The organism is Aestuarium zhoushanense (assembly GCF_056431045.1).
In genome coordinates, this window is the sequence record NZ_JBWKMA010000003.1 from 20174 (window position 1) to 36027 (window position 15854).

General features: G+C 55.3%; 14 protein-coding genes. 13 read left to right on the forward strand and 1 reads right to left on the reverse strand.

Annotated elements, in window-relative coordinates; genetic code table 11:
• The first annotated feature begins 10 nt into the window (after positions 1-10).
• The 7 genes from AC07ED_RS02075 to glpK are packed head-to-tail and all read left to right on the forward strand — an operon-like array spanning position 11 to position 8934.
• Positions 11-1276, forward strand: a complete 1266-nt coding sequence (locus AC07ED_RS02075) for an ABC transporter substrate-binding protein (protein ID WP_211096407.1) — start codon at positions 11-13, stop codon at positions 1274-1276.
• An 18-nt stretch (positions 1277-1294) separates the two neighbouring features.
• Positions 1295-2359 carry a carbohydrate ABC transporter permease gene (locus AC07ED_RS02080; protein ID WP_105235932.1) on the forward strand — a complete coding sequence of 355 codons (1065 nt, stop codon included), beginning with the start codon at positions 1295-1297 and terminating at the stop codon, positions 2357-2359.
• Entirely contained in the window at positions 2356-3792 is a 1437-nt protein-coding gene (locus AC07ED_RS02085; protein ID WP_105235931.1) for a carbohydrate ABC transporter permease, read from the forward strand. Before AC07ED_RS02080 ends, AC07ED_RS02085 begins: the two co-directional genes overlap by 4 nt.
• Positions 3792-4856 (forward strand): ABC transporter ATP-binding protein, encoded by a 1065-nt coding sequence (locus AC07ED_RS02090; protein ID WP_105235930.1) that lies wholly within the window; start codon positions 3792-3794, stop codon positions 4854-4856. Before AC07ED_RS02085 ends, AC07ED_RS02090 begins: the two co-directional genes overlap by 1 nt.
• Entirely contained in the window at positions 4847-5836 is a 990-nt protein-coding gene (locus tag AC07ED_RS02095) for a YeiH family protein (protein ID WP_105235929.1), read from the forward strand. The genes AC07ED_RS02090 and AC07ED_RS02095 overlap by 10 nt, the downstream gene beginning before the upstream one ends.
• 15 nt (positions 5837-5851) lie before the next feature.
• Complete coding sequence (gene glpD, locus AC07ED_RS02100) at positions 5852-7420, forward strand: glycerol-3-phosphate dehydrogenase (RefSeq protein ID WP_105235928.1); 1569 nt, start codon at positions 5852-5854, stop codon at positions 7418-7420.
• A gap of 2 nt (positions 7421-7422) precedes the next feature.
• Positions 7423-8934, forward strand: a complete 1512-nt coding sequence (gene glpK / locus AC07ED_RS02105) for a glycerol kinase GlpK (protein ID WP_105235927.1) — start codon at positions 7423-7425, stop codon at positions 8932-8934.
• Between the two features lie 158 nt (positions 8935-9092).
• On the opposite strand, the gene AC07ED_RS02110 is transcribed toward glpK, so the two are convergent.
• Positions 9093-10085 (reverse strand): LacI family DNA-binding transcriptional regulator, encoded by a 993-nt coding sequence (locus AC07ED_RS02110; RefSeq protein ID WP_105235926.1) that lies wholly within the window; start codon positions 10083-10085, stop codon positions 9093-9095.
• A 200-nt stretch (positions 10086-10285) separates the two neighbouring features.
• Here AC07ED_RS02110 and AC07ED_RS02115 point away from each other — a divergent pair, with 200 nt between their 5' ends.
• The 6 genes from AC07ED_RS02115 to AC07ED_RS02140 all read left to right on the forward strand — a co-directional run bounded on the left by AC07ED_RS02115 (position 10286) and on the right by AC07ED_RS02140 (position 15766).
• A complete protein-coding gene (locus AC07ED_RS02115; protein WP_105235925.1) occupies positions 10286-11587 on the forward strand; it encodes an extracellular solute-binding protein in 1302 nt (433 codons plus the stop codon).
• A gap of 67 nt (positions 11588-11654) precedes the next feature.
• On the forward strand, positions 11655-12536 hold the full coding sequence (locus tag AC07ED_RS02120; protein WP_105235924.1) for an ABC transporter permease subunit: 882 nt from the start codon (positions 11655-11657) through the stop codon (positions 12534-12536).
• An 8-nt stretch (positions 12537-12544) separates the two neighbouring features.
• The gene (locus AC07ED_RS02125; RefSeq protein WP_105235923.1) at positions 12545-13396 is read left to right on the forward strand and encodes an ABC transporter permease subunit; all 852 of its coding nucleotides are present in this window, start codon (positions 12545-12547) and stop codon (positions 13394-13396) included.
• A 10-nt stretch (positions 13397-13406) separates the two neighbouring features.
• Complete coding sequence (ugpC, locus tag AC07ED_RS02130; RefSeq protein WP_105235922.1) at positions 13407-14444, forward strand: sn-glycerol-3-phosphate ABC transporter ATP-binding protein UgpC; 1038 nt, start codon at positions 13407-13409, stop codon at positions 14442-14444.
• Positions 14441-15439 (forward strand): endonuclease/exonuclease/phosphatase family protein, encoded by a 999-nt coding sequence (locus AC07ED_RS02135; protein WP_211096406.1) that lies wholly within the window; start codon positions 14441-14443, stop codon positions 15437-15439. Before ugpC ends, AC07ED_RS02135 begins: the two co-directional genes overlap by 4 nt.
• Before the next feature lie 162 nt (positions 15440-15601).
• Positions 15602-15766 carry a DUF2805 domain-containing protein gene (locus AC07ED_RS02140; protein WP_435404533.1) on the forward strand — a complete coding sequence of 55 codons (165 nt, stop codon included), beginning with the start codon at positions 15602-15604 and terminating at the stop codon, positions 15764-15766.
• Positions 15767-15854 lie beyond the last annotated feature (88 nt).

A 15854-nucleotide genomic window follows, 5' to 3' on the forward strand; every position in this document is an offset into this window, starting at 1 on the left:
GGAGGAAACTATGAAAAAACTGACAGCTTCGACGGCTATGTCGATTGCTCTTTTTGCTGGCGCATCCGCTGCGTGGGCAGATGAGATTACTTTTCTATGCTACCAAGATGCCAACGAATGTGACGTGATTGCAGGCATGCTGCCTGCGTTTACCGAACAGACTGGCCACACCGTGAAACTGGAAACGGTTGGTTACGATGTCATCCGTGACCAATTGGAAAACCAGCTTCAAACAGATGCGGCGCCTGACGTTGCACGGGTTACGAACCTTGGCGGTTTGAACCAGTACTACCTTGATCTCGCACCCTATGTAGATGGCGCGGCATGGGAAGCATCCTATGGCGCAACACTGCCGTGGTTCCGTCAACCCGGCGGTGCCGATCAAGGCATTTACGGCTGGATGACACAGCTCACCGTGACTGGTCCGTTCGTGAACGTATCCCTCTTTGAGGATGCGGGCGTCGACATGCCGGGTGACGGCGCGACCTGGGATGACTGGGCGGCTGCTCTGTTGGAGGTCAAAGAGGCAACTGGCATCACTGCAGGTCTTGCAATGGACCGCACGGCACACCGCTGGGCTGGTCCAGCGTTCAGCTATGGCGCAAAGTTCTTTGATGACAGCGGCAACCCGATCCTCGTCGACGACGGCTTCCGCAAATACGCAGAGGTCTTTGTAGGCTGGCACCAGAGTGGTCTTATGCCCGCAGAGGGTTGGCCGGCAGGCGAGGGCACTCAGTATCGCAACGCTGCTCCGCTGTTCCAGTCGGGCGACGTTGCTATGCATATGTCGGGTTCGTGGATGATCAACAGCTATGCTGAGAACATCTCTGATTTCGACTGGAAAGCTGTCCCTGCGCCGTGTGGTGATGGTGGCTGTGGCGCAATGCCCGGTGGTGCTGCTGTTGTAGCGTTCAAATCGACCAAGTCGCCTGAGGCTGCTGCTGCATTGATCGACTTCCTTGCTGCCGAAGAAAACGCAGCGGCATTTGCTGCGCAGACAAAGAACATCACTGCGCATCAGGGTCTACAGGAGACTGGTATTGATTATGCGGATGCGTCCCCTGCAGTCGCTGCGGCTTTGTCGGTCTTTGCGGCAAACGCTGGTAAGGCGGCTCAGACCACACCGCAGGCCTATACCTTCCAAGGCTACGCTAAGAACTTTGTCATCTATGGTGTGATCCCTGATTATATCACCAAAGCCATCACAGGCGAGATGACCTTGGACGAAGCACTGGCTGCCATCGACGCGGATGTTGCCGCGAAAATCGCAGAATAATCCAGCGGAGGCATTCGTATGACAGAGGCGCTTCACGCCGCTTTTGCGGGTGCCCCATGGCCACTTTATCTGCTGGTCTATTTACTCATCGGTTGGGCGCTCTTGCGCCCAACTGGCCCCTTGTGGGACCGTGCAGTCAGCGTGATTGGCTGGCCGATTGAGATGACACAGAAGCTGGCAGGTGCGACGGGGCTCCCATACCTGTTTCTCTTGCCTAATATGTTGATCTTTGGGGCATTTACCTTTGCGCCCATGTTTATCAACTTTGGCTTCTCGGTCACCGAAGGCCAGTCAATCTTGTTCTCAGAACGCGATTGGGCGGGGTTAGATAACCTGCGTCGTTTGCTGGCTGAGACACAGATCGATACGGGCGCACCCAACCTCGAAGACGATAAATTCCTTGGCGCCGTCTACGCGACAGCCACATTTGTCGTGTTCCAAGTGCCAATCATGATCGCGGTTGCTTTGATTTCTGCCTTGGCGCTGAACCGCAAAATTGTAGCCCGCGGGTTCTGGCGAGCAGTCTTTTTCTACCCAGTAATGCTGTCGCCAGTGGTTGTCGGCTTCTTGTGGTCTCTGATCCTGAAACGGCAAGGTGTGCTGTCGCAAACCTTAATGATGTGGGGCTGGATTGATGAACCGATTCAATGGCTGACAGATCCATCTTGGACAATGTTCTGGTCCGTCTTTGTTTATACGTGGGCACACCTCGGGTTCTACATGCTGATCCTCCTTGCTGGGCTTCAGGCGATCCCCCGTGATGTCTATGAGGCGGCCGAGATGGACGGAACGTCGGCGTGGCGCCAGTTGACGCGGATCACCATTCCGCTCCTTGCGCCGACCCTACTGGTCGTGACGGTTCTTTCACTGATTAAAGCCTTCCAAGCCTTTGAAGAGCTTTACGCCATGTCGGTTAGGTGGACCTCTCTCGTGGGTTACATCTTCGAAGCATCAGGCCTTCGCGGACAACCAACAGCCAACGGATTGGGGATTGCGGCGATTGCATCGCTCTTGGTCGCGATTGTCTTGATCTTCCTCTCCCTTCTCCAAGTTTACCTTTCGTCGAAATCGAGCAAAGCATGAACGCAGTAACCACTTTTCTAACGCGTAAAGCGGGCGGACAGCGGGCGAATTGGCTCGATTATCTGATCTATGCATATCTGCTGTCTGGGGTGTTGCTGATCCTCTTGCCGGTGGCGTGGCTGGCGCTCAATTCGTTGAAGTCCTCGTCGCAGCTGGAAAAACAGGATTTATCGCTGCTGCCGACGTCGTTCGAAACCGTTGCACGGGCAACGGTGTCTTACCCAGACGGAAACCAGATATTCTTCATCCCAGATTTGCCGCAGTGGGTATTGAATTGGGGTGACCTGTCCGACGACGAACGCGCTGCGCGGGATGTCTCAGAATTCCTGAGCGGTTTTGAAGGTCGTGACCTCTATGCGCTACGGTCGCACCTAGGTCAGGTTCCGTCGCTCGTTCGGGATTTGATCGAAGCGAAGAATTTGCCGGAATGGATAGTTCGCTACCCGTCGATGTCAGCCAGCGCGCGCGGCGAATACGATCTGGATGGTGTGTTGACGTCTCTCGGCACCGAAGACGTCCGCCTCTTGTCCGAATATCTGAACCTCGAACCATACGAACCAGCGCGGCTTGCGTTGCAGGTTTTGGTCACGGCACCTGACCCAGTGACAGGCGTGGAAACGGAGTTTGGCATTTCCAACTTCAAAGCGACCCGAGACTTCACGCCTGCGCGGTATGTCGACAACCGCACCGATGATGTTGTGCGTTTGGATACGGCGTCCATCACCATGCGGCGGACACTCGATCCGAGTTGGGAAAACTTCACTGATCCGGTTACAGGGCGCGCGTTTGGTGTGAACGTTAACTTTGCCACCTGTTTCACCAATTCCGTCTTGGTCACTGTGATTGCGACTGTTCTAACGTTGTTGATCAACTCGATGGCTGCCTTTGCATTGGCAAAATATAAATTCCGCGGTCAGGTCGCGTTCTTTATCGTGATCTTGGCAACCCTTATGGTGCCACCGACCATCACGCTCGTTGGGGTGTTCAAGGCGGTCTACGCGACAGGGTTGTCGGGATCGATTTGGGGCGTGATCATTCCGGGGGCTGCAACACCAACCGGTGTGTTCCTGTTGCGCCAATACATGCTGTCGATCCCTGATGAGCTGATTGAGGCAGCGCGTATGGATGCAGCTTCCGAGTGGAAGGTCTATTGGCGTATTGTTCTGCCTCTGGCACTCCCTGCGATTGCTGCTCTCGCGATCCTGTCCGTCATTTGGCGGTGGAACGACCTTATTCTTCCTCTTGTGGCTATCGCGACCACCAAAGAGGCTTACACCATCCAACTCTGCCTGCTGGAGTTTCGTGGTGAACACCTGAGCCAAGAGCATTATCGACTTGCCATGACCATGGTCAGTCTCGTGCCTTCCACGCTCGTTTTCGTGTTCCTCCAGAAATACATCACCACAGGCATCGCCAATACGGGGCTGAAATAATGACTGATCTCGTCCTTTCCAAAGTTGTGAAACACTACGGTGCGGTTGAGGTCATTCATGGCATCGACATGGAAATCGCCTCGGGGGAGTTTTGCGTCTTCGTCGGGCCCTCGGGTTGCGGTAAGTCTACGCTCTTGCGCATGATTTCTGGACTTGAAAGCATCACGGACGGCGAAGTTCGAATTGATGGGGAAGTAGTGAACCATGTGCCCGCGTCGCAGCGAGGGCTGGCAATGGTATTCCAATCCTATGCTCTCTATCCTCATATGTCGGTGAGAAAGAACCTGAGTTTTGGCCTCGAAAACCTGAATACGCCGAAGGCCGAGATCGCAAAGCGGGTAGAGGACGCAGCACGTATGCTGCAGATCGAAGACTACCTAGATCGTCGACCCGGCCAGCTTTCTGGAGGGCAGCGTCAGCGCGTTGCAATCGGGCGCGCGGTGGTTCGTGAACCCAAAGTATTCTTGTTTGACGAGCCTCTCTCGAACCTCGATGCAGAACTGCGTGTGAATATGCGACGCGAGATTGCCAATCTGCACCGCCGGTTGGGGAACACGATGATTTACGTCACCCATGATCAGGTCGAAGCTATGACTATGGCCGACAAGATTGCGGTGCTTCGTGCAGGTAAGGTTGAACAATTCGGAACGCCGCTTGAGCTGTTCAATGCGCCAAAGAACCGATTTGTTGCAGGTTTTATTGGTTCACCATCAATGAACTTTGTGACCGCAACGATTGCGGACGGTGGCGTAAAACTCAGCGACGGAACCCATCTGAACATCGATCGTACCCGGGCCGGTGTTTCCACTGGTGACGCTGTCGAAGTGGGCTTTAGGCCCCGTGATCTGGCGATTGACGATACTGGACCGCTCGCACTGACCGTCACCGAAGTCGAACAATTGGGATCGGAAAGCTATGTTTTCGGCGAACTGACAACGGGCCAAACAGTGACGGTTCATCAATCGGGACAGACATCGGTCAAGATTGGAGATGTTGTTAAGCTGTCTGTATCACCCTCGGCCCTTTACATATTCCGACAAGACACTGGTCTCGCATGTTACTAACAGCCGCTCGCGCCAAAGGCGTCGCGCCGGGTTTGTTCATGGCCCTATTAGTCGCGATGGCGGCGCAATTCTTGTCCGATCATTACGGCGCGCCTGTCATGTTGATGGCGATCCTTTTGGGGATACCGTTCCAGTTTCTGTCAAACGACCCTCGTATGGGCGAGGGTATCAATTTCGCGGCAAAGTCTGTTCTACGGATCGGCGTAGCCCTCTTGGGGCTCAGAGTGAGTGTTGAACTGCTTTGGCAAATCGGGCCGACCTTTGCTGTGTTGATTGCATTCGGTGTTGTACTGACAATCGCCATTGGCATCTTAACAGCTAGTATCTTTGGCAAAGATTACGCGTTCGGGTTTCTGGCGGGAGGATCGGTTGCTATTTGTGGCGCATCTGCAGCCCTCGCATTGGCGAGCCTTCTGCCTAAACATGAAAAAAGCGAAACCAATCTGACGTTCACCGTGGTTTCAGTGACCGTCGCATCGACCGTCGCGATGATCGTCTATCCTATCGCGGCATCCTTGGTTGGTTTTGACGATAGATTGGCTGGAATATTCTTGGGCGGCACGATCCACGATGTTGCTCAGGTCGTCGGCGCCGGATTTTCGATGTCTGATGAAACTGGCGAAGTTGCCACACTGATCAAGCTGTTCCGCGTGACGATGTTGGCGCCTGTCGTCTTTGTCGGGGCACTCGTCTTGCGGAAAAATGCGTCCGCTGAAACTGCTCCCCCGATCGTACCGATGTTCGTACTCGTGTTTATTGCGCTGGCGGGGCTGAATTCCCTTCACGTTTTCCCTATAGCTTTGATTGAATATTCCAATCAGCTGTCACGTGCTTGTTTGATTACGGCTGTAGCTGCGGTCGGGATGAAGACATCGCTTCAGGATTTGCAGAAGGTTGGCGGTGGGGCCGTTGGTTTGGTCGCGTCACTGACAGTGTTCTTAGCAATATTCGTGATGCTGGGGGTGTTGGCGTTCGGCTGACGTTTGGGGGCAAGGATGACTGATCAGATGCATGACCTGTTTATCATTGGCGGCGGGATCAACGGCTGCGGGATTGCCCGTGATGCCGCGGGTCGTGGTCTGTCGGTTGTTCTGGCAGAGCAGGGGGATCTGGCATCGGCCACGTCCTCTGCATCGACCAAGCTGTTCCACGGTGGTCTGCGGTATCTTGAGTATTTTGAATTTCGGTTGGTGCACGAGGCTCTGATCGAACGCGAGACGCTCTTGCAGGCGATGCCGCATATTTCATGGCCGATGCGGTTTGTGTTGCCGTATCACGCCTCGATGCGGTTCGAAGGTGCGACGCCGACCTCGCGGTTGTTGAATATCGTGATGCCGTGGATGAAGGGACGTAGGCCCGCGTGGCTCATTCGGTTGGGGCTTTTCCTCTATGATCATCTGGGCGGACGTAAGATTTTGCCGCCCACGCAGGTGGTTGATTTAACGACCGCTGTGGAAGGGAAGCCGCTCCACTCCAAATTCGAAACGGCTTACGAATATTCCGATTGCTGGGTCGAGGACGCGCGGCTTGTCTCGTTGAATGCACGCGATGCGGTGAACCGTGGGGCGCGCATTTTGACCCGCACAAAGGTGATCGCTGCGGATCGATTGGCGGATCATTGGATCGTCACGTTAGAGGACGTGGAGACGGGCGAACACCGCACCGAACGGGCGCGGATGCTGATCAATGCGGCTGGTCCATGGGTTGGCAATGTGATCGCAAATACCCTGCGCCTCAACTCTCGCGATGGGGTGCGTTTAGTGCGCGGCAGCCATATCGTGACCAAGCGTCTCTATGATCACGACAAATGCTATTTCTTCCAAGGGACCGATGGGCGGATCATTTTTGCCATTCCCTATGAGACGGACTTTACCCTGATCGGGACCACGGACGCGGAACACCACGATGTTTCAGAAGAGCCGCTCTGCACGGTTGAAGAACGCGATTATCTGATCCGTTTTGCCAACTGCTATTTCAAAAGCCAGCTTACAGCCGACGATGTTGTCTGGACCTACTCGGGCGTTCGGCCGCTCTACGATGATGGATCCAGTTCGGCGACGGCAGCGACGCGGGATTACACGCTGAAGGTCGATGATACGGGCGGGGCTCCGATCCTCAATATTTTTGGGGGTAAGATCACGACCTATAGGCGCCTAGCTGAGGCCGCTATGGCGAAGGTCAAAGGCTATGTCCCAGACCTGCAACCTGATTGGACGGCTGGCGTTCCGCTGCCAGGTGGCGATTTCCCTGTCGATGGGGTGGACCATTTGATCGTCGAGGCGAAGATACAGTTTCCGTTCCTCGATGACCGTTTGATTAGACGATTGGTGCGTGGATATGGCACCGATCTCTGGGCGATCCTTGGGCAGGCTAGATCGATTGAAGAGCTCGGTCAGCATTTCGGCGAGACGCTCTATGAGGCCGAAGTAAACTGGTTGATGGAACACGAATTCGCGCGAGAGGCCGAGGATGTCCTTTGGCGCCGGACCAAGCTCGGCCTAAGGTTCGAGGACGCAGAGGTGGAAGCGCTCGATGCGTGGATGCGGGATAAGAGGAGGCGCTGAGGATGCCGTCAAAACAGTATATTCTGGCGATTGACCAAGGAACGACCTCATCGCGGGCCATCCTCTTTGATGCGGATATGACCATCGTGGCGCGCGCCCAAGAAGAATTCCCACAACACTTCCCTCAGTCGGGATGGATCGAACATGATCCGAGCGACCTCTGGACAACGGTTGTCGACACGGCGCGTGGGGCGTTGGAACAGGCCAGTGCGTCAGCAGACCATGTGGCTGCAATCGGCATCACCAATCAGCGCGAAACGACCTTGGTTTGGGACCGCACCACAGGCGATCCCGTCTATAATGCGATTGTTTGGCAGGATCGCCGCACGGCAGAGTTTTGCCGCGACCTGACCGCTGCGGGCCACGCAGAGATGATCACGGATCGGACGGGTCTGCTCGTTGATCCGTATTTTTCGGCGACCAAGGTGAAGTGGATTTTGGATCACGTCGATGGTGCGCGGGACAAGGCGCGGCGCGGTGATCTGCTCTTTGGCACGGTCGATAGCTACCTGATCTGGAAGCTGACCAGTGGCGCGTCTCATGTGACCGATGCGACCAATGCGGCGCGCACCATGCTCTACGATATTCATAAAGGACGGTGGAGCCAGACGATCTGTGATCTCTTTGATATTCCGATGGCAATGCTGCCCGAGGTCAAAGACTGCGCTGCTGAGTTTGGGACAACTCAGGCCGATCAGTTCGGCGCGCCCATCCCGATCACGGGCGTCGCGGGGGATCAGCAGGCGGCGACGGTCGGCCAAGCGTGCTTTGAACCCGGTATGATGAAATCGACCTATGGCACGGGCTGCTTTGCGCTGTTGAACACCGGCGACGTGCCCGTGCGGTCGAACAGTCGCCTGCTCACAACGATTGCGTATCAATTGAATGGCAAGCCGACCTATGCCCTGGAAGGATCGATTTTTATCGCAGGCGCGGTGGTGCAATGGTTGAGGGATGGTCTGCAAATCATCGACAACGCGTCAGAAACGCAATCCCTCGCTCAGAGTGCAGACGCAGGCCAAGACGTCATCCTCGTGCCCGCTTTCACAGGGTTGGGTGCGCCCTATTGGAACCCCGATTGCAGGGGCGCGATCTTTGGCCTGACACGCAATTCCGGTCCTGCGGAACTATCCAAGGCGGCGCTCGAAAGTGTGGGGTTCCAGACGCGCGACCTTTTGGAGGCGATGAAAGCGGATTGGAGCACGGATGAGGCCACAGCCACCTTGCGGGTCGATGGCGGGATGACGGCCTCTGATTGGACGATGCAATTCCTTGCCGACATTATTGGTGCCCCCGTCGATCGGCCCGAAGTCCTTGAAACCACCGCGCTCGGGGCGGCATGGCTAGCGGGGCAATTCGTCGGCTTCTATCCTGAACAGCACACCTTCGCGCGTCGCTGGAAGGTCGACACACGTTTTGAACCTACAATGGACGACGCGGTCAGAGACCGACGTTACGCAGCATGGAAGCGCGCGGTCGCAGCGACGATGAGTGCGGTGTCATCCAACCAATAGAGAACACTTCTTACGTTGCAGCGAATGACTTCAATTCGCCCAATCTACCGTAACCTCTCAGTGTTAGGTGCGCTTTAGAACGTTCTCGTAATTTTGTTGGACGTCGAATGTGTCTGAATTCGAAGTATTGGGTTTGTCGTGTGCTGATCAGTAGCCGTTCAATGCGTTGCGCGGAGAACGAGTTCAGCATCGAGCCACTTGGTTTCGCCTACGCGATCAGGATCGGCCTCACGCGCCATAAGGAGGTCTATCGTCCCTTTCACCAACGGCTCGATTGGATTGTGTAGGGTGGTAAGCGCCATGTTCGGCCACTTCGCCATTGAGATATCGTCGAACCCTGTCACAGCGATCTTTTCAGGCACAGAAGTGCCTTTTTCCTTAAGAAACATCAAAGCGCCCAGCGCCATCGCATCGTTAGCGCACACCAACGCATCAATGTCCGCTAGATCGGTACATGCCTGCATGGCGTTAAACCCACCCATGACGGAGTAATCGCCATAAAGCCGTGAAACAGGTTCTAGGTGATGCGCTTTCAGTGTCTCGTCAAACCCGCTGTAGCGTTCACCCGTGGACCAAAATGCGTCTGGTCCTGAAAGATAGGCAAATTTCCGGCGACCTTGTTTAATTAGGTGCTTCGTCATCACGGCCATGGCCTCGCGGTTTCGGACGCAGATGTTATCGACGTTTGGCCCATCTACGATGCGGCCTGATGAAATCACTGGAATGCCGAGCTTTAGGCAGGATGACACGATATCCGCACCGAGGCTCCCTGACCGGAGGATCATCGCTTCGAGCGGATAACGAAGGACGTTCTGAATGGCGGCTTTTGCCGCATCGCCAGACCCGCCGACAACGATGGGCCATTTGCCCGCAGCGTTGAGACCGTTGATCAACGCGGTCGCGACTTCTTTGTCGTAGTGGTTTGGCATTTCGCCGACAAAGATCGCGACGAGGTTTGACCCTGCCCCCTGCAAACTGGCCGCAAGGGCATTCGGACGATACCCCAGTTCATCGGCAGCTTTTAGAATGCGGGTTCTCTTATCGGCATCCAGATAGGCGCCCTCGGTAAAGGCGCGGGACACAGCGGATCGAGACACATCCGCAAGCTTTGCCACATCAGCCGCGGTGGCCCGACGTTTTTGACCAGTCATGAAAAAATGCTCTCCGCGTCACTTTGGCGTTACACAGCATCGGTATGTGAACACGTGTGCAGATGGTGTGCAAGCGGAATCAATGCGCTGCGGCTGTCTGGCAAAACTCTGACCCGCGCTGGGTCCGAACCTGCCATCGCGTCCACATTTGAGGGCGTTGTCTAACCCAAGGCCATGACGGCTTTGATTGGAGAATGAGAATGAAACACCTGTCTTTTGTTTCGGCTGCCGCCCTCGCGCTGGTTGCCAATACTGCTTTCGCTGAAACTGAAATTACTTGGTGGCACGCAATGGGCGGCAAACTGGGTGACACCGTCAACCAGATCGCTGCTGACTTTAACGCGAGCCAAGACGAATATACCATCACGCCAGTGTTCAAAGGTTCTTACGAAGAGACCCTCACCGCTGGTATCGCGGCGTTCCGCGCTGGCGAACAGCCGAACATCATGCAGGTGTTTGACGCTGGCGCTGCAACCGTGATCGGCGCAAAAGGCGCAACTGTTCCGGTTCAGGACCTTCTCGAAGCAAACGGCGTTGAGTTTGACATCAACGACTACATCTCTGGCGTTCGTTACTTCTACGCTGACGCAGATGGCAAAATGATCGGCATGCCGTTCAACTCGTCCTCGCCGATCATGTACTTCAACGTCGACGCTCTGGCAGCTGCTGGTGTTGAAGCGCCGAAAACTTGGGAAGAGTTTGAAACTGTAACCGCACCTGCACTGGTTGCTGCTGGGTACATCCCGCTCGCAGAATCCCACTCCCCGTGGATTTTTGTTGAGAATTTCATGTCCCGCCACAACCTGCCGTTCGCAACGAACGACAACGGTTACACTGGCGTTGACACCCAGATCCTCGTCAACTCTGACGAACTGAAAATGCATTGGACCAACGTTAAAGAATGGCTCGATGAGGGCTACTTTGGCTGGTACGGCGCTTCGTGGGACGACAACCAAGCACCGTTTGAAGAAGGCAAAGTTGCACTGTGGATGGGCTCTTCGGGTTCGTTCGGTGGCCTAATGCAGAAAGACCTGCCGTTTGAATTCTCGGCAACTTACCTGCCGTATTGGGAATCGATCACAACAGAGCCGACCCAGACCTTTATCGGTGGCGCATCGCTCTTTGCGATGGCTGGTCAGTCGGACGAAGAAAACGCAGCAACTGCAGCGTTCTTTGACTACCTGACTTCGCCAGAAGTCCAGTACATGTGGCACCGTGAAACCGGCTATGTGCCGATCACCACTGCAGCTTACGAAATGGCAAAAGCAGACGGTCACTACGATCGCTTCCCTGCTGCCGAAGTTGGCATCCAGCAGCTTTCGCTCGCTTCTGGTGAGAACACCAAAGGCTACCGCATGGGCTTCTACGTTCAGATCCGCGACGTGATGAACCGTGAATTCGGCCGCATCCTGACGGGTGAGACTTCGGTTGATGACGCATTTGCAACCATCGAAACCGAAGCAAACGAGCTCCTGTCGCGCTTTGCGATGACCCAAGGTTAATCGCTTAGCTCAGACACCGCTGGCGGCTGCAGAAATGCGGCCGCCAGTCCATATTTTAGGGGGTTTCATGAAACGCGCAGGTTTTTCGACACGGTGGTTGCCGATCCTATTACTGCTTCCGCAGCTATCCATCATTCTCATTTTCTTTTACTGGCCAGCCGCCCACGCGGTTAAGTCGTCCTTTTATCTTCAGGACCCGTTTGGCTTTGGCGAAACCTTCGTCGGGATGAAGAACTATACCTCGCTGTTGAACTCTTCCGCCTATCTGCGATCTGCGCAATTCACTGTCATCTTTACCCTACTCGTGACGGTCCTTTCCCTGTCTCTCGCGCTTCTCTTGGCGGTGAAGGCCGACAAAGTGATCAAAGGGGCAAAGGCTTACCGCACCCTTTTGATGTGGGTCTACGCTGTCGCTCCACCTGTCGCGGGCGTCATTGGCCTTGTTCTGTTTGACCAAACATGGGGACCGCTCAAGGACTTCTTTGGCCTCTTCGGCTGGGATTTCCGTCTGGGCGTGAATTACTTCGATACCGCCTTTGCGATGGTCGTTGTCTCTGTCTGGAAACAGCTACCCGTGAACTTCATCTTCTTTCTGTCGGGCCTGCAATCCATTCCCAAATCCGTCCGCGAGGCAGCGCTGATCGACAACCGTTCGGCATCGGGACGGTTCTGGGATGTGACCTTCCCTCTGCTCGCTCCGACCGCGTTTTTCCTGCTGATCATCAACATCACTTACGCGCTCTTTGACACCTTCGGCATCATCGACACGGTGGTCAAAGGGGAGCCCAGCAACAACCCCATGACGCTCGTATACCGCGTTTATGTGGACGGTTTCCGTGGCAATGACCTTGGCGGATCGTCGGCGCAATCGGTCGTCCTGATGGTGCTCGTGCTTGCGCTGACCGTTTTCCAGTTCCGCATGGTGGAACGCCGCATCCATTACACCTGAGGATCACGATGAAACGTATCAAGTTTGAAACCATTGTGGACCATTCGATCCTTATTATCGGATCTCTGATTATGATCCTCCCCGTGGTGATGTTGCTGCAAATGGCCTCCACCACGGACCTAGAGACCATGCGCAATGGGCCCGGGTTGGTGTTCGGGGATCAAATCCCGATCAACTTTGAAAAAGCCATGTTCGAAGCCTCTGGATTCAGCGGCGAAAACACGGGCCTGAGTATGCTCTACAACTCGCTGATCCTCGGGTTTGGCTTTGCCGTTGGTAAGATCGTCATCGGCATGATGGCCGCCTACGCCATCGTCTATTTCCGCCTGAAGTTCGCGACCATGGCGTTCTGGATTATCTTTACGACGCTTCTATTACCGCTCGAAGTGCGCATCCTGCCGTCCTACGAAATCGTCCAAAAACTCGGCATGCTGAACACTTATCAGGGCCTGATTATCCCCCTGATCGCCTCGGCCACCGCCACGTTCTTTTTCCGACAGTTTTTCCGTTCGGTCCCCGAAGAACTGATCGAAGCCGCCCGCATTGATGGTGCTGGCCCGATCAAGTTCTTCATCGACATTCTGGTGCCGCTCTCACGCACCATGATCGCCGCGATGTTCATCATCATGTTCGTCTACGGGTGGAACCAATACCTCTGGCCCACCATGATCACGACAGATGAGGGGATGTTCACCCTCGTTCGTGGGATCAAACAGATCACCCAAACCCTCGAAGGCACGAACCTGCCCGAATACGGCAAGTCGAACATCCTTCAGATCATTGCGATCCTTCCGCCCGTCCTCATCGTCATTTTCTTCCAGAGCTGGTTCGTAAAGGGCCTGACGGAATCCGATAAGTAAGGAATTTACCATGGCTCAGGTTACTCTGAACGCTCTCCGCAAGGTTTACCCCAACGGTTTCGAAGCCGTGAAACCCGCGAGTTTCACCATTGAAAAAGGCGAGTTTGTCGTGCTCGTCGGACCGTCTGGATGTGGCAAGTCTACGATGCTGCGCATGATCGCGGGGCTTGAGGATATCACTGAAGGCGACCTGCATATCGGCGACCGCGTTGTGAATGCCGTCGATCCCGCCGACCGCGACATCGCGATGGTGTTCCAGAACTACGCGCTCTACCCGCATATGACCGTTCGTAAAAACATCGGATACGGGCTGAAAAACCGTAAAATCGCTAAGGATGTGATCAACCAAAAGGTCGAAGAGGCCGCGAACCTTTTGAACCTCAACGACTACCTTGATCGCAAACCGTCGCAGCTGTCTGGTGGCCAGCGTCAGCGCGTTGCGATGGGCCGTGCGATTGTCCGCGATCCATCGCTGTTCTTGTTCGACGAGCCTCTTTCGAACCTCGATGCAAAGCTGCGCAATCAGATGCGGATCGAGATTAAGGCCCTTCAACGCCGACTTGGCGTGACCTCCGTCTACGTGACCCATGATCAGGTCGAAGCTATGACCATGGCCGACCGTATCATCGTGATGAACGGCGGAGAGATTGAACAGATCGGCACCCCGTCCGAGGTCTATCATTCGCCCGCATCGACATTTGTTGCGTCCTTTATGGGCGCGCCACCGATGAACCTTTTGGATGCCTCGCGCGAGAACGGCGTGGTGATGGTCGGTGGGCAACAGGTTGCCGAATTCACAGGCAGCGGTTCTGTGACCTTGGGTGTCCGTCCCGAAGACATTCTGCCAGACGCGAACGGTTCCTTTGAGATCGACGTCACCCTTATCGAAGAACTCGGCGCGCACCGTATTCTGCACGCGGTCTGGTCAGGACAACCGATCATGGTCAGCGTTACCAAAGACGTCGCCGCTGAAACGGGTCCGCTGCGCGTCGCTATCAAACCTGATGCGCTTTCGTATTTTGATCCTCAGACAGGTCGCCGCCTATGATCACCGAAACTTTGAACGAACTGCCCCTCGTATCGGCAGAGCTAAAGGCCAAAATCCTCTCTGCCCCACGCACCACAGAGGCGCACCGCGATCTCTTCGAACAAACAGACGCGATTCATTTTGTGCAGTCGGGAGGCGAGGCATCCGGAGACGTTCTGCCAAGCCCGCTGACGATCGCCGCATGGAATGTAGAACGCTGTCTGTTCCCCAAAGAAACCGCCGATAAACTAAGAGCCGAAGGTGCTGATATTGTTCTGCTGTCCGAGGTCGATCACGGCATGGCGCGCACGCATCAACGTCACACGACCGAAGAGGTCGCGGCGAACCTCGGCATGGCCTACATCTACGGCGTCGAGTTTTTCGAGCTTGGCCTTGGCAGTCCCGCCGAGCGTGAATTCTGCGAGGACACCGAAAATGCTCGTGGCTGGCATGGCAACGCGATCCTGTCTGCGGTGCCGTTCAATCGTGTCGCGCTCGTGCGGCTCGACGATCACGGACATTGGTTCTCGACCGAGTTTGGCGCCGATCCAGGTCAGCCACGCATCGGGGGCCGGATGGCTCTCCTCGCGGAGGTCGAAACCGAAAATGGTTCGATTTGTGTCGTCTCCACCCACCTTGAGAGCAATTCAAACGAAGCCCACCGCGCGGCCCAGTTTGATATCCTGATGGATGCCATCGACGATTTCGCACCCGACCTACCTGCGGTGATCGGCGGGGACCTGAACACAGGCAACCACATACCCCCCGATTTCGATTGGCAGTCCGAGACGCTGTTCGAGAACGCGCGGAACCGTGGCTATCATTGGGATGGCACTGCCGCGGGTATGACCACCCGCCCCAGCCTAATCACCCGTCACCCCGACCGCACGATGAAACTCGATTGGTTTGCTTGCAGAGGTCTGACCGCACAGGCGCCGCGTATCGTGTCTTCGATGAATGGCGAGGTCCCGCTTTCAGATCATGATCTGATCGTAATGGAGTGTATCAGCGAGTAGTTTGGACGAACCTTGCGTTCAGCGTCTATGCGGCGGGCATCGCTTTGGGCACAACAGACGTTCGATGGTCGACTGCTTGATTTAGAGCCAGAACCGACTAGCTCGATGAGGATGACGAAACGAGAAAATATCCCCGAAGACCATCTGAGCGAGATTGTCGAAATGGCGCTGTCTGATGATATCCAATTCGCGGACATTGAGCGCCAGTATGGGCTGTCCGAGAAGGCTGTCAAAGCGCTTATGCGAGACACCCTTAAACCCGGGAGCTACAGGTCCTGGAGAAAGCGTGTGCGTGTTTTTTCGGACCGCCGCGAACACTATAAATAGCTAATAGGCCCCCGTCAGAGCAGGTTTCAGTTCACGGGACAAAGGATCATTTCTCAGCGGTTGCACAAAGATCTGCAGTTGTTGTCCC